Below are 26,356 nucleotides of genomic sequence, written 5' to 3'. Positions count from 1 at the left end.
TCCCTGGACGATCAGGGATGAAAGAAAATTTCACCTATAAGGTATTTTTGAAATGAAATTTCACAAGCTGATGGCGACGGCCCTGCTGTTCGTGGCCTTCGACAGCCGTGCATCCCTGATCCACCACTACGACCTGAACGGCTCGCTGGCCGACAGCCAGGGCGGCAAGTCCCTGGTCGCGCACGCCGACGGCAAGCTGGGCGCAAGCGGCTACGCGTTCGGCCCCAACCAGGGCCTGCGCCTGGACGAGAAGCTGGGCGGCGTCTACACGATCGACATGGTCTTCCGTTTCGACGCCTTCAACGCCTTCAACAGCTATACACGCCTGCTCGACTTCCGGAACCTGGCGGACGACACCGGCCTGTACACCTGGACCGACAAGTTCAACCTCTACAACTACGGCACCTCGGCCGGCAAGCTCGAACTGGGCAAGGACACCCGCCTGACCATCACCCGCGACAGCGGCAAGATGTTCAACCTGTACAAGAACGGCGACCTGGTGATGAGCATCCTCGACAAGGACAACGTGGCCGACTTCACGGCGAACGCCATGCACTTCTTCCGCGACAACGGCGGCGAAGCGGGGCGCGGCGCGGTCGACTACATCAGCATCTACAACCACAGCATGAGCGGCGCCGACGTCAAGCTGCTGCAGCCGCCCGTCACCGAGCTGCCGGAACCGGGCTCGCTCGGCATGATGGCGGGCAGCCTGGCGATGCTGGGCTGGATGGTCCGCCGCCGCAAGCGCGCCTGATCGTTCAGGCTCTCCAAAAAAAAGCCCGGCCATGGAGCCGGGCTTTGTCGTTGGCGGCGCTTACTTGGCGGCCGTCCGCGCCTTCCCGAACGCATCCCCCGCCTTCCACGCCGGCATCTTCGGCGCATCGGCAACGGCGCGTCCCAGGTTCAGCGTGAACTGCGCCTGCTGCACCATCCCCGCCAGGTCCCAGCTCGGATCATACTCGTCCGACACCTGGTGGTAACGCGCGCGGTAGGCCTTCTGCTTGGCGTCGTTCGCTTCCACATCCTTCACCCAGCTGTGTCCCGCGCCCACCGAGAAGGCCGGCACGCCGGCCTTGGCGAAGCTGAAGTGGTCGCTGCGGAAGTAGCCGCCGGCCAGGTCGGGCTTGGCCGGGGCGATCTGCAGGCCCATGGTCTTGGCGGTGGCGGCGGCCATCGCGCCCAGGTCGGTGCGCTCGCTGCCCGGCACGTTGACGTCCTTGGCCAGGCCCACGAAGTTCAGGCTGTCCAGGTTCAGGTTGGCGGCGGTCTTCTCGATCGGCCACAGCGGCTTGCTGGCGTAGGCGGCGCTGCCCAGCAGGCCCTGTTCTTCGGCCGCGACCCACAGGAACATCTGGCTGCGCTTGGCCGGGTTGCGCACGGCTTCCTGCGCCATCGCCAGCAGGGCGGCCGTGCCGGAGGCGTTGTCGACGGCGCCGTTGAAGATGGTGTCGCCTTGCTCCCCTTGCTTGCCCATGTGGTCCCAGTGCGCGCTGTAGATCACGACTTCGTCCTTGAGCTTGGGGTCGGTGCCGGGCACCACGCCGGCCACGTTGAACTCGTTCAGGGTGCGCACCGCGGCGCGCGCCTCGCCCTTGACGCGGGCGTTCAGCACCACCGGCTTGAAGTTCTTGTCTTCCGCGGCGGCGCGCAGCTTGTCCAGGTCCTGGCCGCTTGCCGCGAACAGCTTGCGCGCGGTGGCGTCGGTCATCCAGCCTTCGAAGCCCGCGCCCAGCTCGCCCTCGGCCAGCTGGAAGCGCTCGGCGTTGGCCCAGCTGTTCTGCACCACGCTCCAGCCGTAGGAGGCCGAGGCGTCGGTGTGGATCAGCAGGACGCCGGCCGCGCCCTGGCGCGCCGCTTCCTCGAGCTTGTAGGTCCAGCGGCCGTAGTAGGTCAGGCCGGCGCCGTTGAAGCGCTTGGGCTCGGCCGCGGTCGGGGCCGGGTCGTTCACCATCATCACCAGGACCTTGCCCTTGGCGTCCAGGCCCTTGAAGTCGTCCCAGCCTTCCTCGGCGGCGCTGATGCCGTAGCCGACGAAGACCATCTCCGCGTCCAGCGCGTGGTCGGCCTTGGCGTCGCCCGGACCCCAGACCCAGTCTGCGCCGAACTGCAGCGGCAGCGCCTGGCCGCCGGCCACGATGCCGACATTGCTCTGCTGCGGCAGGGCGCGCACGCCGGCGATCTTGACCGGCTGGCGGAAGCTGGCGCCGTTGGCGGGCTTCAGGCCGGCGGCAAGCGCCTGGGTCTCGAGATAGGTGACGGTCAGTTCGCCGCCGCGCTGGCCGGTGCCGCGTCCTTCGACGGCATCGGAGGCGAGGAAGGCCAGGTGCGCGCGCAGCGGCGCTTCCTTGACGGTGGCTTGCGAGGCAGCTTGCTTGTTTGCGGCTGCGTGGGCCGGGTAGGCCAGTGCCAGGCTGCCCGCCAGGGCGGTGAGGACAACGGAGGAGACGATCTTGTGCATGGAATCCTGCTGCGGAAGTGGGTTGTGTATTTACCGTGATGTGCACGCACGCCAGCGCGTGCGCGGACATTGTATGCCAGCGCCTAGTAAAACCGCAGGATGTCTTTCGACACCGTGGTCCCCGTATCCGGCAGCAGCGGCGGCGCATCGACGGGGCGCGGCGGCAGCAGGTGTTCCGGCAGCCCCGGGATACGCTCCTCCACCGTCACCGCGAAGATGTCTTCCGGCTTGGCCTCGATCTCGAACTCCATGGTGCGGTCTTCCATGCCGTACAGCGATACCCACCACGGGCCTTCCGTGCTGGTCAGCGGGCGTCCGTCCAGGCGCGAGCGCAGCGGCTTGGTGCCGGATACCCACATCTCGATGTGGGGCGCCTTGTTCTTCGAGCGCACCGTGAAGCGCCCGTAGCGCACCCGGCCCTCCCCATTGCGCATCACGGTGCTGCGCAAGAGATAGGTTTCCGGGAAGGACAAGGCATCGTCGCGCGGCGCCACCGCATGCCATTGGCGCGGGCTGTTCCAGCCGAAGGCGTCGACGTAGATGGCCGGCTCGCGCTGGTCCGGGAACACCTGCCTGGTCCAGGCATCGAGCGGCTGCGGCGGCATCAGCCAGTAGGCGCGCCAGGTGTTCATGTCCTTGAGATAGGTGAGCCGGTTGGGCGGCGGCGTGGATTCGGCGGGCGTAGGCGCGGCCGTGGTGCGCGGCAGCGCAAAGCCCAGCGCCAGCGCCAGCGCAAGCGCGGCGGTGAGCGCATGCGGCGCGCGCAGCATCAGCAGCGGCGCGGCGAAGCACAGCATCGGCAGCGCGACCAGCACGGCCGCCACGTACAGGCCGTGCGGCGCCAAGCTCGTCCAGACTTCGCGCAGCCCGGGCGGCAGCAGGAGCGCGGCGGGCGCCAGCCCGGCCAGCAGCACCAGCGCGCGCACCGCCGGCACCCTGGCCGGCGCCCAGCTCGAAGCCAGCACCAGGTAGGCTGCGAGCATCCCCAGCAGCGGCCAGGCGTACAGGTAGCCGGCGCCGGGCCGCAGGGACAGCAACAGGACCAGCGCCGCCAGCGCCCAGGCCATCGGCCCCAGCACCGCGGCCGCCTGGCCCGCCACGCGCCGCACCAGCAGCAGGGCGGCCAGGAACCCGATCGCAACAAACGCGCCGGCGGCCAGCGCCGCGTTGTGGTCGTCCGCCAGCGCCGCCGCCCACAAGGATTCGCGCTGCCACCAGACGGCGGTACGCGCCGCCACCAGCAGCAGCGCGGCCCCGAACAGTCCCTGCACCGCCGGGACCGCGCCCAGCTGGCGGAAGGAGAGCACGCAGGCGCCCAGCAGCAGCAGGAGCGCCACCCGCGCCGCGCCCCAGGCCAAGTCGGGCGAGTGGTGCACCGGTCCCAGGCCGGGCAGCGCAAACCAGGCGTGGCCGGGATGGCGGCCGCGCGCCAGCGTCGCGTCGCCGAACTCGCGCGTCAGGCGCAGCATGGCGTCTCCCATGTGCAGCAGGGTGGCGTGCTCCAGCCTTGCGGGCACGTCGTTGGCGCGCTCCCGGTCGAAGCGTTTTTCCGTGTTCGCGAACAGCAGCACCGGCGCGTCCAGTTCCGCCAGCGGCCCGATATCCGGGTGCTGGGGCATGGGCGGCATCAGCGCCGCCGCCAGGGAGGTGCCTCCCACGTCGGGCGTGGCGCGCGCCCAGCCGCGCAGCGCGTCCTTGCCGGCGCCGCTGGCCGCGAACAGGCGCAAGGGACCGCCGCTGCCCGCGCTGTCGAAGCGCAGGGCCAGGCCGATGTGCCTGGACAGCGGATGCTGATCGACGAATCCCTTGGCCCCGAGCCCGCCCACGTGCTCGCCGTCGGCGAACAGCAGGACGATGTCGTTGGCGCTGGGCCCCTCGCGGCGCAGCGCGCGCGCGGTTTCCAGCAGCGCCGCCACCGGCGCCGCCGCGCGCGCCGCGCCGAGGGTGGCGGCGCCGCTGTCGTAATGGGCGGTGAGCAGCAGGGCGGGCCGGCGCAACCGGTCCTGCCGGTGGCCGGGAATGCGCAGCACGATGTTGTTCACCACGCCGATGCTGGTGTGGACGCCGAACTGGAGCACCGACCGGCGCACCGTGGTGCGCTGGATCTCGGGCGCGTAGCCCATGGCGCGCAGCTGCTCGAGGATGTAGTCGCGCGCCCGGCCGTTGGCCGCGGTGGCGATCGGACGCGGCGCCACGCTCAGCGCCGTCACGTGCTCCATGGCGCGCGCCTGCCAGCGCGCGGGCTCAGGCAGCACCGGCGCCGGGATCGGCACGGGCGCCAGGGCGATCCATGCCAGGATGGCCAGCGCCAGGCAGGCGGCCAGGCTGGGCAGCAGCCCTGCCAGCGGCCTGGCCCGGGCCAGGCGTGACAGCGGCACGACCGAGGGAATGGCTGAGGGTACGACGGGGGGAACGGTGCCTTCCATGCTTCTCTCTCCTTATTGTTGTTGTGCTCCCGCAGGCCTTGCTGGCCTGTCTGTAAACAAAAAAAAGCCCGCCGAACTGGGAGAAGTAGGGCGGGCAAGAGGGGAAAACCGGTATTGCTACTGCAGGGTCCAGACATAGGCCAGCTGCGCCCAGCCGGCTTCGGCGACGCCGTTGTTCATGGCCGGCTTGAACTGGCACAGCGACAGCGCGTTGACGGCGGCGCGGTCCAGCTCGCGCGAACCGCTCGAACTCTGGATGCGCGAATCCTGGACCCGGCCGTCGGCGCCGACCATCAGGGCCAGGGTCACGGTGCCGGTCTCGCCGTTGCGCGCGGCGCGCACCGGGTAGTCCGGCTTGGCGCAGCCGTTGGCGTCGGCCAGCACGGCGCTGCGCATCTGGCCGCTGTCGGCCGAGGGCTCGGCCGGCGGCGCGTCGCTGGGCGCGGACTGCATCGGTTCCGCCGGCTGCGGCTGGGCTTCCGTGGTGGCGCTCACGGTCGGTTCCGGCGGGGGCTCGACCTCGGCCACTTCCACCTTGGGCACCACGATTTCCGGCGGCGCCACCTTGGCCTGCGGCTTGGGCGGTTCCGGCGGCGGGGACGGCGGCGGAATGTCGGGCTTGATCCAGACCAGCTTGTCTTCGACCATCGCCGGCAGCGAGATGGTTTTCGAGTTCATCGTCTGGATGACCCCATCGCCACCAGCACGTGCAGTCCCGCGACCAGGGCCACCCGGCCCGCCTTGCCGCCCGTTCCATCGTTCAGGTGAGAGAAATGCATGACATTCTCCTTTTCTTAAAGCGCCCGGCTGACCGCTTGGCTGAGCTTGTGTTACCTCGAAGGAAGACAAAAACTACATCTGTTGGAATCAATATATGCTAGGTCCTAGCAATGTGTAAAGCGATTAGTTAGCAAAATCGTTACCAGATGTGAGATGAGGAACTGTTGCGCTTGCTCGTCTAGACAGCTATGGCCTCTCGCGCGCCGGGGCGTTGTATGGAATAATCCATTTGTCACATTGGCCCTTCCGGGTGGTGGTAAGTCCGGGTGCCACTGTTTGGTAGGTAGATGTCAGCGGCTGCGATAGCCCGGAGAGAAGATGGCAACACAGAACAGCAAACCCATCCGTGTCATGCTTGCCGACGATCATCCGATCGTCATGACCGGCTTTGCCATGTCGCTCGAAGCGGCAGGGATGCAAGTGGTGGGGCAGGCCAAGACGCCGAATGAAGCGACTGCGCTGTACGCCGCCGAGCGTCCGGACGTCGCCGTGCTCGACATGCGCTTCGGCACCGAACTGACCGGCCTGGATGCGGCCCAGACCATTCTCAAAAATGATCCCCAGGCAAAAATCGTTTTCCTCAGTCAGTTTGATCAGGATAGTTTGATCAAGGAAACTTACCGCATGGGAGCCCACGCCTTCGTTACCAAGGATTGTGACCCGGCCGACCTTGCCACCGCAGTGCGCTATGCGCGCGAAGGCAAGCTGTACTTCCTGCCGCAGATCGCGGCCCGCCTGGCCAGCATGGCGGTGCGCGGCGAAGTGACGCCCCAGTCCCAGCTCGACGAACGCGGGCTGGAGATCTTCAAGCTGATGGCCGAAGGCATGACCAACGCCGAGATCGCCGAAAAGCTCGACCTGTCGACCAAGACGATCAGCAACATCAGCCAGTCGATCAAGGAAAAGCTGGGCGTGCACCGCCAGGCCAGCATCACCCTGCTGGCCGTGAAGCACGGCCTGATCGAACCCTGAGCCCGCGATGAAGCGCATCCTGCGGCAGGCCAGGCTGGCGTTCGGCGCGCTGGCGCTGGCCGCCGCCTGTGCGCCTGCCTTCTCCCAGTCCACGGCTGACCAGTACCGCGACCCGGAAGCCAGCGGTTTCCGCTTCCAGATCGTCACCGGCGACGACACCGAGGTCACGCGCCGCATCGCGGAAGACCTGTACAAGCGCCTGGTGCCCACCTTCGCCGCCTTCCGCACCGAGCTGGCCCAGCGCCGCCGCATGCTGTACGTGGCGATCGGCCCCACCGCATTGCGCGACGCCGTGGCGCGCCGCTGCGACTGCGTGGTGATCTCGGCCTATACCTCGAGCCAGGTGTGGCATGCGGTGACCTCGCGCCAGCCGCGCAACCGCGCCATGTCGCTCACCGCCGTGTATGCCGAGCCGGCGCCGGCCGACCAGCTGCGCCTGGCCGCGCTGCTCTACGGGCGCCAGCCGCGCATCGGCGCCATCCTCAGCCCCGATACCGCCTTCCTGCGCCCGGTGCTCGACGGCGAAGTCGAGATCCAGCACTTCGACTCCGGCGACGACATCAACCACACGCTCAACCGCATGACGCGCTCCGAAGTGCTGCTGGCGATGCCCGACAGCGCGGTCTACAACACCGAAAGCGTGCGCAACATCCTGCTCTCGACCTACCGCCGCAAGCAGGGCGTGATCGGCTTCTCGGCCGACATGGTCAAGGTCGGGGCGCTGGCCAGCACCTATTCCGAGATCGAGGACATCAACACCCAGGTGGCGGAAATCGCCGCCGCCTTCGTGATCACGGGCGAGCTGGCGCCACCGCAATTCCCGCGCTACTTCCGCACCATGATCAACGAGGGCGTGGCCAAGTCGCTCGACCTGCGCGTGACCGAGACCGCGCGCCACTTCGCGCGTCCCGCGCCCGGCGCCGTGCTCGCCCCAGCGCAAAACGCGGCCGCGAATGCGCCTTCGAGCGTGCCGTCGCGGGCGGCATCCGGTGTGGCGGTGGCGCGATGAAGCTGCGTTTCTGGCGCGGCTGGGGTATCGGCCGGCGCATGGCCTTCATCACCATGCTGCCCGTGGTGTTCCTGTTCACCTCCTTCGTCTGGTACTCCTGGTACGCGCACCGCGCCCAGGTGGCCGAGGAACTGGCCGAGCGCGGCCGCATCCTGTCGCGCGCGCTGGCCGAGACCAGCGAATACAACGTCATCTCGGGCAACCTGTCCGACCTGCGCCTGACCATCAACGGCCTGGTGCAGTCCGACATGAGCATCTACCGCATCGACGTGATCGACGCCAGCGGCCGCGCCGCGGTGCGCGTGGTGTCCGAAGCCGCGCGCGACGCCCAGCCCCATTACTACGAGGCGCCGATCCGCAAGCAGGTGGTGTGGATCAACCTGTTCTCGGACAACGGCACGCCGCACGTCTCGGCCTCCAGCGTGTCGCGCCCGCCGACCCTGACCACCGAGGTGGTGGGCTGGGTGCGGGTGACGATGTCGCCGGCGAACATGATGGACAAGCAGGCGGCGCGCTTTCGCGTCGAGCTGACCATCGCCGCGCTGGCGCTGGCCGCCTCCGGCGTGCTGGCCTGGGTGCTGGCGCGCTCGCTCACGGTGCCGCTGCGCGAGGCGATCGGCGCGCTGCGCTCCATCCGCGGCGGCAACTACCGCGTCAACCTGCCGGTGACCACCGGCGGCGAGATCGGCGAGCTGCAGTCCTCGATCGGCGACATGTCGCTGGCGCTGGACGAATCCAAGCGCGACCTCGAGAACAAGGTGGCCGAGCGCACCCGCGACCTGCTGGCCTCGCGCAACGAGGCGGTGCGCGCCGACGCCGACAAGCGCAAGCTGATCCAGAAGGTCAACTCGATCATCGAGGACGAGCGCAAGAGCATCGCGGTCGAGATCCACGACGAACTGAACGCGTCCCTGATCGCCGCGCGCCTCGAGGCCCAGGCCATCGGCGCGCTGGCCGTCAAGGCCCCGCCGGGACAGGAAGTGGACGAGATCAAGCGCAAGTCCGAGGCCATCACCAAGCTCGCGCTCGACCTGTACGCCAACGGCCGCCGCCTGGTGCGCCGCCTGCGCCCCGAGGTGCTGGACATGCTCGGCCTGCACGGCGCGGTGGAAGAGATGGTGCGCCACTACGATTCCACCTCCGGCTGCCGCTTCGACCTGCACAGCGAGGGCGACTTCGCGCGACTGCCCAACGAGCTCGCGATCTCGGCCTACCGCATCGTGCAGGAAGCCCTGTCCAACGTGATGAAGCACTCGGGCGCGCGCTCGGCCCACGTCAGCCTGCTGCTCGACGAAGCCAAGGGCAAGCTGCGCATTCGCGTGGTGGACGACGGCCACGGCTTCGACGTCGCCAGCGCCTCGGAAGGCATCGGCATCATCGGCATGCGCGAGCGGGTCTACGCGCTGCAGGGCGTGTTCGAGGTGCGCTCCGCGCCCGGCGACGGGACCGACGTCGCGATTTCCCTGCCCCTGGAGGCGCCGGTGACCCTGGCGCAATCCTTAACATCCTAGCTTGAGCCTACCATGTCCAACGAACTGAAGACCCCTTACGAGAGGGGCAACCTGAACCAGACCACCACCTGGGCCGAGTGCATCGCCTGGTACGAGGAACTCGCGCGCGCCTACCCGCACATCCTGCGCTTCGAAAAAGTCGGGACCTCGGATGCCGGCGTGCCGATCCACGCGGGCGTGGTGAGCAGCGACGGCGTGTTCGACCGCGAGACCATCAAGCGCAGCGGCCGCCCGGTCTTCTTCAACAACAACGGCATCCACCCGGGCGAGCCCGAAGGCGTGGACGCCTGCATGGCCCTGGTGCGCGACTTCTGCCTGCAGCCCGAGCGCCTGGCCGCGCTGGGCCAGACCGTGTTCCTGTTCGTCCCGCTGTACAACGTGGACGGCAGCCTGAACCGCGCCGACACTTCGCGCGTGAACCAGGACGGCCCCGAGCAGTTCGGCTTCCGCGGCAACAGCCGCCACCTGGACCTGAACCGCGACTTCGTCAAGTGCGACACCCTGACGGCCCAGGTCTTCAACCAGCTGTTCACCGCCTGGGACCCGGACGTGATGGTCGACACCCACACTTCCAACGGCGCCGACTACAGCTACACCATGACCCTGATCCACACCCAGACCGACAAGCTGGGCGGCGGTCTGGGCGACTTCCTGCGCGACGAGATGCTGCCGGCGATGTACGCCGGCATGGAGCAGCGCGGCTGGCCGACCTGCCCCTACGTGAACCCGGTGAAGGACAGCCCGGACCACGGCATCGCCGACTTCCTGGAAACCGCGCGCTTCTCGACCGGCTACGCGGCCCTGCACCACACCATCGGTTTCATGCCCGAGACCCACATGCTGAAACCCTTCCAGGACCGCTACGACTCGATGCGCGCCCTGGTCGAGACGGCGCTCGACTTCACCGTGGACAACGCCGGCCGCATCCAGCAGCTGCGCCGCGCGGCCAGGGAGGCGGGCCGTTCGCGCGCCGAGTGGCCGGTTCACTGGGCGATGGACGAGGCCAACCCGTCGAGCTTCCGCTTCAAGGGCTACGAGGCCAGGTACAAGAAGAGCGTGCTGGGCGAGTACACCCGCCTGTGGTACGACCGTACGAGCCCGTGGGAACGCGACATCGCCTGGTACAACCGCTTCCCGGCCGACGTCACCGTGAGCGCCCCGCGCGCCTACGTGGTGCCGCAGCAGTGGCGCGAAGCGATCGAGCGCCTGCAGTGGAACGGCGTGCGCATGGAGCGCGTGGAAGCCGACCGCATGCAGGACGTGGGCTACTACCACATCGTGTCGGTGGCATCGCGGCCGAACGCCTACGAAGGCCACATGTTCCACGACGAGGTGGTGCTGGAGAAACGCCAGGGCGCCGTGCAGCTGCGCGCGGGCGACTACATCGTGCCGCTGGACCAGGATCAGGCGCGTTACGCGGTCGAGACCCTGGAGCCGCTGGCGCACGACAGCTTCTTCCGCTGGGGCTTCTTCAACAGCGTGCTGGAGAAGAAGGAAGCGTATTCGGACTATGTGTTCGAGGACCATGCCGAGGAACTGCTGCGCGCGGAGCCGGCCCTGGCCGAGAAGTTCGGCGCGTGGAAGGCGGCCAATCCTGCGCTGCTGGCGAACCAGGAGGCGGTGCTGGACTTTATCTTTGCGAACTGCGAACGGTATCGCGAGCCGGAGTGGCGGCGGTATCCGGTCTTCATGATCGAGCGGTAAACAGAAAAACCGGGGCGTGCCCCGGTTTTTTATTCATACCACTACCCTCGGAACCGTCATCCCCGCGTAGGCGGGGACCCAAGTTTTTACGCACACCTCCTACGCTTGATGTAAGTGGCGACGCAACGAACTTGGGTCCCCGCCTTCGCGGGGATGATGTTACAAGGTGCAGCTAAGGACGCGCATCACTTCGACTCAGCAATCCACTGATCGACCTTGGCCTCCAGCACCGCCAGCGGCAGCGTCCCTTCCCCCAGCACGATCTCATGGAACTTCGGCAAACTGAACTTGCCGCCCATCGCCGTCTCCGCGCGCTTGCGCAGCTCCACGATCTTGAGCGAACCGATCTTGTACCCCAGCGCCTGACCCGGCCACACCATGTAGCGCTCGATCTGCGCGCGCGCTTCCTGTTCCGAATAGCCCAGCGTCTCCTGGAAGTACTGGATGCCCTGTTCACGGCTCCAGCCCTTGGCGTGCATGCCGGTGTCCACCACCAGGCGCGCGGCGCGCAGCATCTCGTCGTTCAGGTGGCCGAAGTAGTCTTCCGGCTTGTCGAACAGGCCCATTTCCTTGCCCAGGGTCTCGGCGTACAGCGCCCAGCCTTCGGTAAAGGCGTTGTTGCCGCCGAACTTGCGGAAGTTCGGCAGGCCCAGCTCCTGCACCAGCGCGATGTGGAAGTGGTGGCCCGGCTGGCCTTCGTGCAGGTACAGGGTCACCATGCCGGTGTTGCCATACTCCTTGGGATCGTTCACCACCGACCAGAACACGCCCGGACGCGAGCCGTCCACCGCCGGCGGGGTGTAGTGGTCCGAGGCCGTCGCGCGCGACAGTTCCGGCTCCAGGCGCAGGTCGAGCGGCGATTTCGGCATCAGGGTGAACAGGGCCGGCAGCTTGGTGCGCACCTTGGCGTCCAGCTCGCGGAACACCTCGATCACCTGCTGGTCCGAGGTGAAAGGCTTGTACTTCGGCTGCTCCGACACCCATTTCGGCAGGCCGGCGGCGGGACCGTTGTAGCCCATCTTGGGACCGATCTGGGCGTACTCGCCCTGGATGCGCGCCACTTCCTTGCGGCCGATCTCGTGGATCTGTTCCGGCTGCAGGTCGGTGGTGGTCATGGCCGCCACGCGCGCCTGGTACCAGGCCGCGCCGTTCGGCAGCGCGCTCCAGCCGGCGCTGGTGCGGGTCGCCGGCAGGTATTCCTTCTCGACGAAGTTGGCCAGGCGGGTCAGGGCGGGATTGAGCTTGGCGCCGATGGCCTTGCGGTAGCCATCGGTCAGGCTGCGCTTGTCGGCGGCCGGGAAGGCGGCCGGCATGCTCTTGACCGGGGTGTAGAAGATGCTCGCTTCCGGCGTGGCGGCGGCCAGCTGGCGCAGCTGCGGCAGCAGCGACTGCATCGGCTCGCGCGGATGCACGATGCCGGCCTTCATCCCTGCGCGCATGTTGGCGATCGCCTGGTCGATGTAGGGCGTGAGCTGGTTCAGGCGGTTCAGGTAGGCCTTGTAGTCCTTGACCGTGGACAGCGGCTGCGCGCCCTGGCCGCCGGCGTAGTTGGCCAGGATCACCGGCATGCTGACCATCTGGTCGACCGGCAGCAGGTGTTCCGGGAACTGGGACAGGCGCAGCGCGGTGTCGAGCTCGAACTTCAGGATGTCGTAGCTGGTCTGGTCGCGGGCGCTCAGCTTGTCGCGCGGGATCGCGCCCAGGCGCTTGAGGTAGCCGCGGTAGAGCGCGAACTGGCGCTCGCGGTTCTTGGGCGCGATCGACAGGCCCAGCTGGTCGATGAAGCGGTTGTCGCCGCCTTCGCTGGCGTACACCGGCTCGAAGCGCGCCAGCGCGTCGTAGTACTCGTCGGCCAGCTTGTTGATCGCCTTGCCCGGCTGGGTGTCCACGCGCTCGGTCTTGGCCGGCGCCGTCGTGGCCGCGGCGGCGGGAGAAAACGGTGCGCAGGCCAGCACGGCGGCCGCGGCGAGTGCCCCGAGCTTGAAGGTCTTGTTCATTTGTTGTTGTCCTCGTGGGGGTGGATGCTCAGTAGCTGGCCAGCGGCGTCAAGGCGCCGTTCTTGAAGGTATACACGGTGACGGCGGTCTTCTTCAGGTTGCCCTTGGGGTCGTAGCCATAGGTGCCGACCACGCCCTGGTAGCCGATGCTGTGCATGGCCTGGCCGACCTTGGCGGGATCCAGCGAATTCGCGCTCTTCATCGCCTGGGCGATGAACTTGGTCTGGTCGTAGAAGGAGGGCGCGTAGACGTCCGGCTCGCGCTTGAAGCGCTGCTTGTAGGCGGCCAGGAAGGCCGGGCCGCCCGGCTGCCTGGCGAGAATCGCGCCGGCCTGGGCGCAGCGCACGTTCTCGCCGACGGCGGGGCCGCCCAGCTTGGCCATCTCGGGGCTGCACAGGGTGTCGCCGCCCAGCAGCGGCACGTTCAGGCCGAGCTGCTTCATCTGGCGCGCCATCGGCGCGGCCTGCGGGGCGTAGCCGCCGTAGAACACGGCGTCCACCCGCTTGGCCTTGAGCGCGGTGAGGATGGCGGCGAAGTCGCTCGCCTTGTCGGTGGTGAACTCGTGACCCGCGACCTTCATGCCGACGCCCTGGGCCTGGCGCTTGAATTCCATCGCGATGCCCTGGCCGAAGGCGGTGCGGTCGTCGATCACGCCCACGTTCTTGACCTTCAGCTCCTTGGCCGCGTACGAGGCCACCGAAGCACCCACCTGGGTGTCGCTGGCGACGATGCGGAACACGGTCGGGTAGCCGGACTGGGTGATCTTGGGATTGGTGCCGACCGTCGACATCAGGATGCCGTTGTCGTTGTAGACGCGCGAAGCGGGAATCGCCACGCCCGAGTTGTAGGGCCCCAGCACGAACTTGACGCCGGCGTCGGCGAACTTCTGGGCCACGTTCACGCCCTGCTTCGGGTCGCCGCCGTCGTCCTCGGACTGCAGCTCGAAGCGGATGGTATTGCCGCCGACCTGGAGCTTTTGCGCGTTGAGTTCTTCGACGGCCAGGCGTACGCCGTTCTCGTTATCCTTGCCGGCGAAGGCATTCGCGCCGGACAGCGGGCCGCTCACGCCGATCTTGACGACCTGTTCGGCGGCGTTGGCATGGACGGCGAACAGCGCCGCCAGCGCCAGCGGCGCCAGTTTCATTGTGGATGGCATTCCATTGTCTCCGTTGATATCGCAACGGCCGCCATCATCGCATGAATTCGGAGCGCTTAACAAAGCCCATGGCGGCGTTGCATCGTCTTGCCCTGGGCCTTGTTAGGCGCTCAGGCGTTCAGGCCGCCATCCCATGCGAGATCAGCTCCAGCGGCAGCGCCGTCGTGCACTTGATCTGCTCCATCGAGAAGGCCGAGGAGACGCCGCTCAGGCGTGCGGTCTTGATCAGCTTCTTGTAGAAGCGGTCGTAGCCGGCGATGTCGGTGGTGACCACCTTGAGCAGGTAGTCGACGTCGCCGCTCATGCGGTGGAATTCCAGCACCTCGGGCAGGGCCTCCACGGCGGAGGCAAAGCGCGCCAGCCATTTCTCGTCGTGCTCGGGCGTGCGCACGCTGACGAAGACCGTCACCGGCAAGCCTACCTTGTTGCGGTTGACGATGCTGACCCGGCTTTCGATATAGCCCTCTTCTTCGAGGCGCTTGACGCGTTTCCAGCACGGGGTACTGGACAAGCCGACCTTCTCGCTCAGGCCGGAAATAGAGAGTGTGGCGTCCGCTTGCAGTGCCGCAAGGATCGCGCAGTCAAACTTATCGAGAGAATTCATGTGTCGATTTATTGATTATGAGAATGATTATGCTTCATTTCGACCATAAACCAGTGAATATAGGACATCCCTACCGAGATAACTCCGTACCATATTACTAAAAATAACAGTCTGCGCCGACTTTTTTTTGCATTTTTGTCACTTACTCATGACCATGGAAATCTACCTCGACGCCAACGCCACCTCCCCCGTACTGCCCGCCGCCATCGATGCCGCCAGCGCCGCCATGCGCGACTGCTTCGGCAATCCGAGCAGCAGCCATGCGGCCGGATTGCGCGCGCGGGCGCTGCGCGAGGCGGCAAGGGCGGCGGCGCGCCGGGTGATCGGGGCGCCCACGGGCAGGGTCATGTTCAACAGCGGCGCCACCGAAGGCATCCAGACCGCGGTGCTGTCGGCGCTGTGCGCGGTGCGCGAACGGCGCGCGCGCGGCGAAGCCTGCGGCGAGCTGCTGCTCTACGGCGCCACCGAGCACAAGGCGGTGCCGGAGAGCCTGGCGCACTGGAACCGTCTGCTCGGCACCGGGCTCGAACTGCGCGCGCTGCCGGTCGGCGGCGACGGCCGCCACCGGCTCGATGTCCTGCGCGAGCTGGCGCCGCGCGCGGCCCTGGTCTGCACCATGGCCGCCAACAACGAGACCGGCGTCGTGTCCGACCTGGCCGCGATTCAAGGCGTGCTGGAAGACTGCGCCAGCCCGGCGCTGTGGATGGTCGACTGCGTGCAGGCCCTGGGCAAGCTGCCGCTGGCCTTGGGCAGCAGCCGCATCGACTACGCGCCGTTTTCCGGCCACAAGCTCTACGCGCCCAAGGGCATCGGCATGCTCTACGTGCGCGAAGGCGCGCCCTACACGCCCCTGATGTGCGGCGGCGGCCAGGAAGAGGGGCAGCGCTCCGGCACCGAGAACATGGCCGGCATCGCGGCCTTCGGCGCCGTCCTCGACGCGCTGGAGCGGGGCGACACCTTCCGCAGCCATGCGGAACTGCTGGTCTGCCGCGAGCGCCTGGTGCAGGCCTTGCGCGCGGCCTTCCCGGACATCGTCTTCAATGCCCCGCTGGCGCCTGCGCTGCCCACCACGCTCAACTTCTCGGTCCCGGGCGCCGGCAGTTCGGACCTGCTCGAGATCTTCGACGCCGCCGGCGTGCGCGTCAGCGCGGGCTCGGCCTGTTCGGCGGCCAAGGCCGCGCCCAGCCATGTGCTGGACGCGATGGGCCTGCCGCTCGAGCGCAGCGCCGCGGCGGTGCGCCTGTCCTTCGGCCCCCTGGTCGACGACGCCACCATCGACCGCGCCTGCGCCAGGATCGCGCGCTGCGGCCGCGCCCTTGCCTTGTCGGTGCTGGCGCCGTCGCCGCTGCTCGGCAGGCCGCACGGCCTGGTGCAGCTCGATGCCGAAGGCAAGACCGGCTGGCTGCTGTTCGATGCGGACGCGCGCGCCTGCATCGCGATCGATCCCCCGGCCGCCCAGGCCGCGCGCGCGGCGGCCATGCTGCGCGCCGGCGGCTACCGCCTGCTGGCGGCCCTGCATACGGGCCTGGATGATGCGGGCGCGGCCAGCCTGTGCCGCGAGTGCGGCGGCGCGCCGGGCTGGCCGTTCGCCGCGGACGCCATCGCGTTCGGCGGCGAACGCCTGAGCCGCGTGGAGCACGGCGCCGGCAACGTCTACCTGTTCGGCGCAGCGCAGGAGCCGCGCTTCGTCTTTACCGGCGGCCGCGAGCTGTGGCCTGAACTGGCGCAGGGCGGCGTGCGCTGCGGCGCCGACAGTGAGCGTCCGGTCGCCGTGGCCGCGGCCACGCCACTGGGCGAAGAGGACATGGAACTCGACAGCGAGGCGGCGCTGCGCCTGCTGGAACAGCATCCGGATGCCCTGGTCATCGACGTGCGCGACCTGCGCGAGCACGGCGCCGGCGAGGCGCGCCTGCACGGCCGCCCGGCCCATAACCTGCCCTTGGCGCGCCTGGCCGAGCATAGCGGCCATTTCCTCGGCGGAGAGCACCGTCCGCTGCTCTTCGTTTGCCGCAGCGGCGCACGCAGCCTGCGCGCGGCGCGCGTCTTGCGCCAGCTGGGCCGCGGCCAGGCCTGGTGCCTGGCTGGCGGCCTCGCCCTCGTGCACTGACTCATCCAGGCAACAGGTAATCCCAACGGTCAGCCGTACTGGCCTTCTTTGTTCGTCAGCGCACAGTGTCCGCCATGCCATTCTTCTAGCATGGCGGAGGCCGTGCGCACCTAGGGAAGCACTGATTTATTCATGGCGGCGGCTTCGGCCACGAGAAAATGCACCCAGCGGCGTTGCAAATCCTCGCGATACCACGAGGTATCGCTCCGGTTTGCGCCTTGCCGGGCACATTTTTCGTGACCGATTCCTGCGCGCCAGAATAAATCAGTGCTTCCCTGGTCCAGCTGCGCAGGCCTCCGTGTCGAGGTCCCTGTTGAAACTGGAGAACAATCCGATGGCCGACGAGCCGCCTGCGCGTCCTGGCCCGGATCAGGACGATGACGCCCCCTTGCGGGCCGCCCCCCTGAGCGCGGCCCAGCTGGCCGTGCACGGGCGCCAGCTCGCCACCCGGCACCAGACGGCCGGCAGCGCACCCGCCGCCGACTTGCTGACCCTCCTGTCCGCGAACGCGGGCGCCATCGCGCGCGCCTGCGACACGCTCGATCGCGCGGCGCGCGCCGGCATCGAGGTCCCGGCCGCGGGCGCGCGCCTGCTCGACCAATACCACTTGGTGGACGCCCAGGTGCGTCTGGCGCGCGGCCGGCTGCTGCAGGGCGTGCGTCCGCTGCCGCGCCTTGTCGCCGGAGGCAATGCGGAAGGCGAGCCGCGCGCCTGGCGCCTGGTGCTGGAAGCCGTGGCCCATGGCGACGGCCGGGTCGAGCCCGACCAGCTGGCGCGCTTCCTGGCCGCCTACCAGGAAGGTGCGCCGCTGGCGCTGGCCGAACTGGATGCGCTGCCCTGCCTGCTGCGCCTGGCCCTGATCGATAACCTGCGCCGCCTGGCCGCGCGCGCGGCGCGCGCCTGCCTCGAACGCGACAAGGCCGCCGGCTGGGCCGTGCGCATGGTCGACACCAGCGAACAGCGTCCCGGTGACCTGATCCTGCTGGTGGCGGACATGGCGCGCGAAGTCCAGCCGCTGGGCAGCAGTTTTGTGGCGGAGCTGGCGCGCCGCCTGCAGGGGCAGGGTGGGGTACTGGCCCAGGCGCTGGACTGGATCGATGCGCGCCTGGCCGACGACGGGTCCGGCATCGCCCAGCAACTGCAGCTGGAGCGCAGCGAGCAGGCCGACGATGCGGTGTCGGCCGCCAACAGCCTGGCCAGCTTGCGCCTGGCGGGCGGCGTCGACTGGCGCGCCTTCGCCGAGGAGATCGGCGCCGTCGAACAGGTATTGCGCGCCGACCCGGACGGCAGCTACGCCCGCATGGACGGCGCCACCCGCGACGCGTACCGGCAAGCCGTCGAACAACTGGCCCGGGCAACGGGACACAGCGAGACCGAAGTGGCGCAGGAGGCGCTGGCCCTGGCCGGCATCCACCTGGCGCCGGGCGAAGGCGGGCTGGACCGGCGCACCCGCCACGTCGGCTACTACCTGGCCGGGCCGGGACGCGAGCAGCTGGAGGAACGCCTGCGCGCCGATACGGGACCGTCCCGCCGGCTGCGGCGCCTGGTCCGGCGCCGCCCCCTGGCCACCCGCATCGGCGCGGTTGTCGTCCTGGCCCTGCTGTTCGCGGCCACCCTCGTGGCCCACGCGCGCCAGGAGGGCGGCGGCGCCGGCCTGCTGGGACTGATCGCTCTGCTGGCCCTGGCCGGCGCGAGCGAGCTGGCGCGCGCCCTGGTGCGCATGATGGCGGGCTGGATCGCGCCGCCGGCGCCAACGCCGCGCATGGACTTCGGCGCCGGCATCCCGCACGGCGCCCAGGCCCTGGTCGCCGTGTCGGCCTCGCTGCGTGAGGGTGCCCAGATGCGAGGCCAGGTGGCCGCCCTGTGCCGCGACCTGGAGGTGCGCTACCTCGGCAACCGCGACCCGCGCCTGCGTTTCTGCCTGCTGGCCGACTTGCCGGACGCCGGCAGCGAGCAGATGCCGGGCGACCAGGCGCTGCTGGACGGCGCGCGCGCCGCCATCGACGCGTTGAACGCGAAATACGGCCATGAGCAGGTGGTCGAGACCTACGACGAACAGGGTGAGCCCGATGCGGCGACCGCCAGGATCGAACCCTTCCTGCTGCTGGTGCGCGCCCGCGCCTGGAGCCCCAGCGAACATGCCTGGATCGGGCGCGAGCGCCGTCGCGGCCAGCTGGCCGACCTGAACGACTACCTGTGCGGCGGCGCCCAGGGAACTGCAAGCGCGCAGTTCGTGCTGGCCGCCGGCGCGCTCCAGGGGCTGGCCGAGCTGCGCTATGTGATCGCCATCGATTCCGCCACCAGCCTGCCGATCGACGCCGCGCGCCGCCTGGTGGCGGCCATGGCGCATCCGCTCAACCAGCCGATGCTCGGTAAGGACGGCCGCGTGCTGGAGGGCCACGGCTTGCTGCGCCCCGGCGTGCGCGCGGCGCTGCCGGAGCAGGGTGCGACCCGCTACGAGCGGCTGTGGGCGGATGGCGCGGGCACCTGGGCCGCGCCTGGCGCAGGCTGCGGCGCCGGCACCGATCCCGGCCTTGGCTGGGCGGCCATCTACGACATCGATGCCTGGCAGCGCGCCTGCGGCGGCGACGGGCGCGGCGAGGGACGCTTCGCGCCGGGCTTGCCGGAAGAAGATCGCCTGCGCTGCGGCGCCGTGCCCGACCTGCAACTCGACGCCCTGCATCCCGCCACCTATGGCGAACATGCGCTGCGCCGCCACCGCGCCGCGCGCGCCCACTGGCAGATCGCGGGCAGCCTGGGAAGCCGGAAGAACCCGGCTCCGCTGGTGCAGCCGCATGCACGCTGGCGCCTGTTCGACCGCCTGCGCGAAAGCCTGGTCGCGCCCGCTCTGCTGGCGCTGCTGATCCTGTGCTGGTCGCTGCTGGCCGCCCCCGTCTTCTGGAGCATGGCCGTGCTGTCGGTGTACTTCCTGCCGGCCTTGCTCGGCAGCCTGGTGGCGCTGGCCGACCGGCCGCACGACGCACCCTGGCGCCAGCACCTGGACGGCTGGGCGCGCGGCGCGCGCGTGCCTTTGGTGCGCGCCGCGCTGTCGGCCGCCTTCCTGCCCCATGCCGCGTTTTGCCAGTTCGATGCCGCGATCAAGGGACTGTGGCGGCGCAACGTCTCGCGCCGGCGCCTGCTGGAGTCGCGCCCGGCCTTCCTGGCGCGCTCCGGCGCCGCCATCGACAGCAACTGGCGCAGCATGTGGTTCGCGCCCGCGCTGGCGGTCGGCCTCGCGCTGCTGCTGACCTTCGCCAACCCCTACGCCCTGTTCTCGGCCGCGCCGCTGCTGCTGGTGTGGTTCCTGTCGCCGACCCTGGCCTGGTGGATCAGCCAGCCGGCGCGCCCGCGCACGCCGCGCCTGGCGGCCGCCGAAAACGCCTTCCTGCGCGCGCTGGCGCGGCGCAACTGGAGCTTCTTCGAAGACCATCCGGGCGCCAAGCGCCTGGCGCCTGAAGCCGTGCTCGAGCATCCGCAGCCGGCCGTCGACGCGCGCGTCTCGCCGGCCGGCATGGGCCTGTCGCTGCTGGCCGGACTCGCCGCCCACGATTTCGGCTTCCTGCCGGCCGGCGCGCTGTTGAGCCGTACCCAGGCGATCCTGGCCTCGATGGAGCTGCTGGAGAGCTGGCGCGGGCATGTCTTCGAATGGTACGACGGCGCCACCCTGGCGCCGATCGAGCCGGCTTTTGTCTCCACCGCCGCCAGCGGCAGCCTGCTGCTGGCCCTCCGCACCCTGGCCGCCGGCCTGGACGAGCTGCCGGATCGCCCGGTACTGGAGCCGGCGCTGCTGGACGGCATTCGCGCGGCGCTGCGCGTGGTCGAGGACTGCGCAGCCGTTGCGCCGCCCGAACTGCAGCGCGCCGTGGCTACCGTCGCGCGCACCCTGGAGCCGGACCGCTGCCGCGCCACCGACACCTTGCCCGGCCTCGCCGATTGCCTGCGCGCGGTGGCCACCGAAGCGCTGCACCTCAGCCAGTCCATGCCCGAGAACGCGCCCGCCGCCCTGCGCGCCTGGTCCACGCGCCTGGCGAAGCAGTGCGACGCCCAGATGGAGGAGTTGTTCGCCCTGGCGCCCTGGATGCGCACGGCCCAGGAATACGTGATCGGCGCCGACCTGACCCGCATTCCCACCTTGCGCGAGCTGGCCGCCTTCGAGCCGCCGTCTTCGAACGCGGCGCTGGCGCGCCACGTGGCCCAGGGCCGGGACGGCGCGCGCCGCCGGCTGGCGCGCATAGCCGAGCTGGCGCAGCAGGCGCGCGAACTGGCGAACATGGACTTCCGCGCGCTCTACGACTCCGCCGCCGGCCTGCTGGCGGCGGGCTGGCACGTGCGCGACGAACGCCTCGACGCCGACAGCTGCGACCTGCTGGCATCGGAAGCGCGCATGGCCAGCTACGCGGCCGTGGCCCAGGGCCAGCTGGGACAGGAGCACTGGCAGTTGCTGGGCCGGCCGGTGCGCATCGAAGAAGCCGGCGCGCTGCTGCTGTCGCGCTGCGGCGCGCTGTCGGACTACCTGGCGCCCCAGCTCCTGATGCCGTCCTGGCGCGACACCCTGCTCGACGGCGCCGGGCGCGCCCTGGTGCGCGCCCAGGCCGCCCACGCGCGGCGCCACGACCTGCCCTGGGGCTTCTCGGAATCCGGCTGCAACGCGGTCGACGGCGCCGCGCGCTACCGCTTCAGCCGTTTCGGCATCCCGGCCGCTTCGCTGCAGCGGCGTGCGCCGGACGAGCTGGTGGCCGCCCCCTATGCCACCCTGCTGGCGCTGCCCGTGGCGCCGGCGCTGGCGCTGGCCAACCTCGAACGCCTGGGCGCGGCGGGGCTGCTGGGCGAGCATGGCTATTACGAGGCGGTCGACTACGCGCCTTCGCGCCTGCCGCAGGGTGAGCGCCAGGTAGTGGTGCGGGCCTGGGTGGCGCGCCACCAGGCCATGGGATTGCTGGGACTGGCGCAGGCCTTGCTGGAGGCGCCGATGCAGCGCCGCTTCATGGCCGACCCCGAGCTGCGCGCCGCCAGCGTGCTGCTGCAGGAAGCCTTGCCTGCTTCCGGGGCGGCCACGCCCGTGCGCTACGGCGCCGGCGTGGCCCAGGACGACTTGCCGCCGGCGCGCGCCTATGCCCGCGTGATCGCCCAGGGCGCCAGTGCGCTGCCCGAAGTCCAGTTGCTGTCCAACGGCACCCTGCACGCGGTGGTCGGTAGCGATGGCGCCGGTCCTACCCGTTGGGAAGGCAGTCTGCTCACGCGTTCCGGCATGGCCTGCTACGTGCGCGACGCCGACAGCGGCCAGCTGTGGTCCAACACCCCGCAGCCGGTCCTGGCCCAGCCGGAGCGCGGCGAGACCGTGTTCGCCGAAGGACGCGCCAGCTTCCGCCGCCACGACCACGGCATCGACATGGTGACCGACGTCGTGGTGGCGCCGGACGAGGACGTCGAGCTGCGCCGCATCCGCATCGCCAACCGCGGCGCGGCGCCGCGCACGCTGGAACTGACCAGCTGCGTGGAGCTGGTCGCGCCGCCGGTGGAAGCGGGCAGGAAAAGCGGCGTGTCCGCCTGGCTGGACGAGCAGGCCGGGGCGCTGATGTGCGTGACGGAACAGGACGCGCCGGTGGTCCTGCACCTGATGGCCTTGCGCGGCGAGGCCGGCGAAGAGAGCTGCGAGACCAGCCGCGCGCGCTTCCTGCGGCGCGGCCACGACCGCCGCGCGCCGCAGGCGGTACTGCGCGGCGGTGCGCTGCCGGGCGTCGATCCCGAACCGGAGCAGCCGTTGCTGGCGATGCGCCGCAGCGTGCGCCTGGCGCCCGGCCAGGAAGTCATTGTCGACCTGGTGCTGGGCGCCACCGGCGGCCTGGCCGCCGCGCGCGAGCTGGCGCAGCGCTTCCAGTCGGGCCATGCGGTCGACCATGCGGTCGAGGCGGCATGGACCCACGGCCAGGCTTTCCTGCGCCGCGTGGACGTCAGCGAGGCCGACGCCCAGCTCTACACCCGCCTGGCCGGCTGCCTGCTGCATCCAGTGCCGGCCCTGCGCATCGACGCCGCCGTCATCGCCCGCAATGTGCGCGGGCGTGAGGACCTGGCGCCCTACGGTATCGACGGGACCCTTCCCGTGGTGCTGCTGCAGGTGGGCCAGGGCCCGGAGTCCGGGCTGGTGCGCCAGACCCTGCAAGCCCACGCCTACTGGCGCAGCCGCGGCCTGGCCATTGACCTGCTGGTGCTGTGCGACAGCGCCGCTTCGCGCGAGCAGGTGATGCACCTGGCCGCGCCGGTGCTCGATCCGTCCACCTTCGAGCAGCCGGGCGGCGTGCACGTGCACCTGCTGCCCGAGGTGGCGCAGGAAGACCGCATCCTGCTGCGCTCGATCGCCAGCGCCGTGCTGTCGGACCAGCGCGGCGACCTGCACGACCAGCTGCGCCGGGCGGCGCGTCCACGCGGCCCGGCGCAGCCCGGCTTCGAACCCCTCTCCGAACAGCCGGCATGGACGGTGGACGCGCCGCCCCTGCAGGCGCCGCAGCTGGTCGACGACAACGGCATCGGCGGCTTCACCCCGGACGGGCGCGAATACGTGGTGAGGATCGGTCCCGGCGTGCCCGTTCCGCCCGCGCCCTGGGTCAACCTGCTGGCCAATCCCGACTTCGGCAGCGTGGTGTCGGAACGCGGCCATGCCACGAGCTGGAGCGGCCACCATGGCGCGCGCGTGAGCGCGGGCGACAGCGCGGACCTGGCGCCGCAGGCGGGCGAAGCCTTCTACCTGCGCGACGAGGACAGCGGCGCATTCTGGTCGCCCGCCCCCTGGCCGGCGCCGTCCGGCGAGCCTTACCTGACCCGCCATGGCTTCGGCTACAGCATATTCGAGCACCGGGCGCATGGCATCCGCTCCGAGCTGCGCTGCTTCGTGGCGCCGGATGCCCCGCTCAAGTATTCCGTGCTACGTCTGCGCAACGACAGCAGCGCGCCGCGCCGCCTGTCCGCCACTGCGTATGTGGAATGGATCCTGGACGCCCTGGGCGCCGCGCCGGGCCTGCAGGTCGTCACCGGCGCCGACCTGGCCAGCGGCGCGCTGTTCGCGCGCAATGCCTTCGGCGAGGGCTTCCGCGACAAGGTGGCCTTCCTCCACGCGGACGCCGAACAGGTGGCCACCACGGCCGACCGTCTCGAATTCCTCGGCCCCGCCGGGAATATGGCCCAGCCGGCGGCGATGGCGCGCGCCAGCCTGTCCGGCAATACCGGCGCGGGCTTCGACCCTTGCGGCGCGCTGCAGGTGGCGGTCAGCCTGCAGCCCGGCGAGGAGGCCGAGCTGGTGTTCGTGCTCGGGGTGGCCGGCCCCGGCAGCCTGGACGCCAGCCGCGTGGTCCAGCGCCACGGAGGTGCACAGGCGGCCGGTGCGGCCTGGGAGCAGTTGCGCCGCTGGTGGGAAGATACGCTCGGCGTCTTGGAGCTGCATTCACCCGATCCTTCGCTCGACCGCCTGGCGAACGGCTGGCTGCTCTACCAGGCCATTGCCGGCGCCATGGGCGCGCGCGCCTTCGCCCTGCGCCTTCAGTCGGCGCTGGCGGCCCTGCACGCGCGTCCGGAGCTGCTGCGCGAACAGCTGCTGCGCGCGGCGCGCGACAGCGCCGGCGCCGGCGCGGCGGCTCCGCCCGTCGAGGACTTCTTGTGGCTGCCCTATGCCGTGACGCGCTACACCGCCGTGACGGGCGACCATGCGCTGCTGGGCGAGCATCCCTTCGACCTGGGGGACGACCTGTACCAGCACTGCGTGCACGGTCTGCGCGGCTGCCTGCAGTTCGGCGCGCGCGGCCTGCCGCTGGCCGGCGCCCGCCTGCACCAGGAAGCGCAGGGGCCGGTCAGCCGCACCGAGAGCGTGCAGCTGTCCTTCTTCATGAGCGCGGTGCTGCAGCGCTTTGCCGACGTGGCCGACCGCCGCGGCGATTTCGGCTTCGCCACCACCTGCCGCGGCGCGGCGCTGGCGCTGGCGGCGCAGACCGAGGAACACGGCTGGGACGGCGGCTGGTACCGCTGGGCCTTCCTCGGCGACGGCAGCGCTCTGGGGTCCGGGGCCAACGGACTCTGCCGCATCGACCTGGCGACCCAGGCCTGGGCGCTGCTGGCCGGGGCGCCACGTGCGCCACAAGCCATGGACGCGGTGCGCGGCCTGGCCTTGCGTTCCGACCCGCCGTTCGACCGCCACTGGGCCGACGGGCTGGATGCCTGGCCGGGCCAGGACCACCGCGCCGCCGCCTGGGCCGGGATCGGCTTCGCCCGGCTGGGCGAGGCGCAGCGGGCCTGGGAGCTGGCGCGCCTGCTCGACCCGGCGCGGCGCACGGCCACGCTTGACGACTGCGAACGCTACGCGGGCCCCCCGTATTTCCTCACCGACGGCGTGCGCACGATTGAGCCCCATGTGGGCCGCGCCATCGGCGGCTGCTACACTGGCGCGGCTGCGTGGGCCTGGTTGCTGGTCGCGGAGTCGCTGCTGGGCCTCGAACGCAGCGGACAGCGCCTGCTGCTGGATCCGCGCCTGCCGCCGGCCTGGCCCGCATTCCGGCTGCGCTACCGCTACCGCAGGACGATCTACGAGATCGCGGTGCAGCGTGGCGGCGGACCGCAAGGCATGACGCTCGACGGCGAGCCGGTGCCGGAAGGCGGCATCGCCCTGGTGGACGACGCGCGCCTGCACCGCATCGAACTGCGCCTGGCGGGCGACAACGACGACAAAAGGACCAACACATGACCAAGACCATCCGCTGCGCCGCACTGCTGCTGGCCGCCGGCGTCACCGCAAGTACGGCCCAGGCGCTCGACTGGAGCGACAACGCCATCAGCTGGCGCTACGGCACCCGTTTCGCCGAACCCTTCAATCCGGACCACATCAACAAGCATGTGATCGCGCTGACCCACGCCAGCGGCTACAAGTACGGCAGCAACTACTTCAACCTGGACCTGCTCAAGTCGGACAGCAAGGACCCCAGGTCGCTGACCGACAGCTCGGGCGCGGAAGAAGCCTACCTGCTGTACCGCCACACGCTCGACATCGGTGCGCTCAGCGGCCGCGAGCTCCGTTTCGGCAAGATCAAGGGCCTGGGCCTGACGGCCGGCTTCGACCTGAACACCAAGGGGGACGTCGGCTACAACTCGCGCAAGCGCATGCTGGTGGCGGGCCCGACCCTGATGTGGGACGTGCCGGGCTTCCTCAACACCAGCCTGCTGCTGCTCCACGAAAGCAATGCGCCCAGCGGCGCCTTCCCGCCGATCTCCGGCGTGGCAGGCCGCCGCTACACCTTCGACAACCACCCCATGTTCAGCGCCAGCTGGGGCATCCCGGTGGCCGAGGGCTGGTCCTTCGAAGGCTATGCCAACTTCATCGCCTCCAAGGGACTGGACGAGGTGGGCAACCCGACCAGCGCCGAGACCAACATCGACATGCAGCTGATGTACGACATCGGCGCGCGCTACGGCCAGAAGAAGAACCGTTTCCGCATCGGCATCGAGTACCAGTTCTGGAACAACAAGTTCGGGAATTCGCGCGTCACTACGGGTGGGCGCGGGCAGCGGGCCAGCACGCCGATGGTGCGTGCGGAGTATCATTTCTGACGCTGGCTACGGCCTGCTGCCCCGCACGCCGTAGCTGCCAGTGGCAG

At 69.9% G+C, this 26,356-nt stretch carries 14 protein-coding genes; 8 read left to right on the top strand and 6 right to left on the bottom strand.

Annotated elements, in window-relative coordinates; all coding sequences use genetic code 11:
• Positions 1 to 52 precede the first annotated feature (52 nt).
• Positions 53 to 754 carry a LamG-like jellyroll fold domain-containing protein gene (locus V7778_RS01585; protein WP_335551606.1) on the top strand — a complete coding sequence of 234 codons (702 nt, stop codon included), beginning with the start codon at positions 53 to 55 and terminating at the stop codon, positions 752 to 754.
• Positions 755 to 814: 60 nt separating this feature from the next.
• Here the strand turns inward: V7778_RS01585 and V7778_RS01580 are convergent, their stop codons facing one another.
• The 3 genes from V7778_RS01580 to V7778_RS01570 all read right to left on the bottom strand — a co-directional run bounded on the left by V7778_RS01580 (position 815) and on the right by V7778_RS01570 (position 5,562).
• Complete coding sequence (locus V7778_RS01580) at positions 815 to 2,458, bottom strand: M28 family peptidase (protein WP_335551605.1); 1,644 nt, start codon at positions 2,456 to 2,458, stop codon at positions 815 to 817.
• Between the two features lie 83 nt (positions 2,459 to 2,541).
• A complete protein-coding gene (locus V7778_RS01575) occupies positions 2,542 to 4,884 on the bottom strand; it encodes a M28 family peptidase (RefSeq protein WP_335551604.1) in 2,343 nt (780 codons plus the stop codon).
• Positions 4,885 to 5,001: 117 nt separating this feature from the next.
• The gene (locus V7778_RS01570; RefSeq protein WP_335551603.1) at positions 5,002 to 5,562 is read right to left on the bottom strand and encodes an energy transducer TonB; all 561 of its coding nucleotides are present in this window, start codon (positions 5,560 to 5,562) and stop codon (positions 5,002 to 5,004) included.
• A 420-nt stretch (positions 5,563 to 5,982) separates the two neighbouring features.
• On the opposite strand from V7778_RS01570, the gene V7778_RS01565 reads away from it, so the two are divergent.
• Genes V7778_RS01565 through V7778_RS01550 form a run of 4 tightly spaced genes read left to right on the top strand, consistent with a single transcriptional unit; the run spans position 5,983 to position 10,860 of the window.
• Positions 5,983 to 6,636 carry a response regulator transcription factor gene (locus V7778_RS01565; protein ID WP_335551602.1) on the top strand — a complete coding sequence of 218 codons (654 nt, stop codon included), beginning with the start codon at positions 5,983 to 5,985 and terminating at the stop codon, positions 6,634 to 6,636.
• Positions 6,637 to 6,643: 7 nt separating this feature from the next.
• The gene (locus V7778_RS01560; protein ID WP_335551601.1) at positions 6,644 to 7,645 is read left to right on the top strand and encodes a hypothetical protein; all 1,002 of its coding nucleotides are present in this window, start codon (positions 6,644 to 6,646) and stop codon (positions 7,643 to 7,645) included.
• Complete coding sequence (locus tag V7778_RS01555; protein WP_335551600.1) at positions 7,642 to 9,156, top strand: ATP-binding protein; 1,515 nt, start codon at positions 7,642 to 7,644, stop codon at positions 9,154 to 9,156. The genes V7778_RS01560 and V7778_RS01555 overlap by 4 nt, the downstream gene beginning before the upstream one ends.
• 12 nt (positions 9,157 to 9,168) lie before the next feature.
• Positions 9,169 to 10,860 (top strand): M14 family zinc carboxypeptidase, encoded by a 1,692-nt coding sequence (locus V7778_RS01550; RefSeq protein ID WP_335551599.1) that lies wholly within the window; start codon positions 9,169 to 9,171, stop codon positions 10,858 to 10,860.
• A 185-nt stretch (positions 10,861 to 11,045) separates the two neighbouring features.
• Here V7778_RS01550 and V7778_RS01545 read toward each other — a convergent pair whose 3' ends face one another.
• The 3 genes from V7778_RS01545 to V7778_RS01535 all read right to left on the bottom strand — a co-directional run bounded on the left by V7778_RS01545 (position 11,046) and on the right by V7778_RS01535 (position 14,617).
• On the bottom strand, positions 11,046 to 12,857 hold the full coding sequence (locus tag V7778_RS01545; RefSeq protein WP_335551598.1) for a DUF885 domain-containing protein: 1,812 nt from the start codon (positions 12,855 to 12,857) through the stop codon (positions 11,046 to 11,048).
• Positions 12,858 to 12,885: 28 nt separating this feature from the next.
• On the bottom strand, positions 12,886 to 14,013 hold the full coding sequence (locus V7778_RS01540) for a branched-chain amino acid ABC transporter substrate-binding protein (RefSeq protein ID WP_335551597.1): 1,128 nt from the start codon (positions 14,011 to 14,013) through the stop codon (positions 12,886 to 12,888).
• Positions 14,014 to 14,131: 118 nt separating this feature from the next.
• Positions 14,132 to 14,617, bottom strand: a complete 486-nt coding sequence (locus tag V7778_RS01535) for an Lrp/AsnC family transcriptional regulator (protein ID WP_335551596.1) — start codon at positions 14,615 to 14,617, stop codon at positions 14,132 to 14,134.
• Between the two features lie 148 nt (positions 14,618 to 14,765).
• Between V7778_RS01535 and V7778_RS01530 the strand changes: the two genes are divergently transcribed.
• The 3 genes from V7778_RS01530 (at position 14,766) to V7778_RS01520 (ending at position 26,309) form a co-directional block, all read left to right on the top strand.
• Entirely contained in the window at positions 14,766 to 16,724 is a 1,959-nt protein-coding gene (locus tag V7778_RS01530; RefSeq protein ID WP_335551595.1) for an aminotransferase class V-fold PLP-dependent enzyme, read from the top strand.
• 298 nt (positions 16,725 to 17,022) lie between these two features.
• Positions 17,023 to 25,449 carry a GH36-type glycosyl hydrolase domain-containing protein gene (locus V7778_RS01525; RefSeq protein ID WP_335551594.1) on the top strand — a complete coding sequence of 2,809 codons (8,427 nt, stop codon included), beginning with the start codon at positions 17,023 to 17,025 and terminating at the stop codon, positions 25,447 to 25,449.
• Positions 25,446 to 26,309, top strand: coding sequence for an outer envelope protein (locus V7778_RS01520; protein WP_335551593.1), 864 nt, complete (start codon positions 25,446 to 25,448; stop codon positions 26,307 to 26,309). Before V7778_RS01525 ends, V7778_RS01520 begins: the two co-directional genes overlap by 4 nt.
• Positions 26,310 to 26,356 lie beyond the last annotated feature (47 nt).

The sequence above is a fragment of the Massilia sp. DD77 genome, from assembly GCF_036961685.1.
Taxonomy (GTDB): Bacteria; Pseudomonadota; Gammaproteobacteria; order Burkholderiales; family Burkholderiaceae_D; genus Telluria.
Note: the sequence above shows the minus strand (reverse complement) of the source record. Positions and strands in the feature narration are given on the sequence as shown.

Coding starts and splice junctions, on each gene's coding strand:
- V7778_RS01585 (WP_335551606.1), top strand. CDS start 53: ATGAAATTTCACAAGCTGATGGCGACGGCCCTGCTGTTCGTGGCCTTC.
- V7778_RS01580 (WP_335551605.1), bottom strand. CDS start 2,458: ATGCACAAGATCGTCTCCTCCGTTGTCCTCACCGCCCTGGCGGGCAGC.
- V7778_RS01575 (WP_335551604.1), bottom strand. CDS start 4,884: ATGGAAGGCACCGTTCCCCCCGTCGTACCCTCAGCCATTCCCTCGGTC.
- V7778_RS01570 (WP_335551603.1), bottom strand. CDS start 5,562: ATGAACTCGAAAACCATCTCGCTGCCGGCGATGGTCGAAGACAAGCTG.
- V7778_RS01565 (WP_335551602.1), top strand. CDS start 5,983: ATGGCAACACAGAACAGCAAACCCATCCGTGTCATGCTTGCCGACGAT.
- V7778_RS01560 (WP_335551601.1), top strand. CDS start 6,644: ATGAAGCGCATCCTGCGGCAGGCCAGGCTGGCGTTCGGCGCGCTGGCG.
- V7778_RS01555 (WP_335551600.1), top strand. CDS start 7,642: ATGAAGCTGCGTTTCTGGCGCGGCTGGGGTATCGGCCGGCGCATGGCC.
- V7778_RS01550 (WP_335551599.1), top strand. CDS start 9,169: ATGTCCAACGAACTGAAGACCCCTTACGAGAGGGGCAACCTGAACCAG.
- V7778_RS01545 (WP_335551598.1), bottom strand. CDS start 12,857: ATGAACAAGACCTTCAAGCTCGGGGCACTCGCCGCGGCCGCCGTGCTG.
- V7778_RS01540 (WP_335551597.1), bottom strand. CDS start 14,013: ATGCCATCCACAATGAAACTGGCGCCGCTGGCGCTGGCGGCGCTGTTC.
- V7778_RS01535 (WP_335551596.1), bottom strand. CDS start 14,617: ATGAATTCTCTCGATAAGTTTGACTGCGCGATCCTTGCGGCACTGCAA.
- V7778_RS01530 (WP_335551595.1), top strand. CDS start 14,766: ATGACCATGGAAATCTACCTCGACGCCAACGCCACCTCCCCCGTACTG.
- V7778_RS01520 (WP_335551593.1), top strand. CDS start 25,446: ATGACCAAGACCATCCGCTGCGCCGCACTGCTGCTGGCCGCCGGCGTC.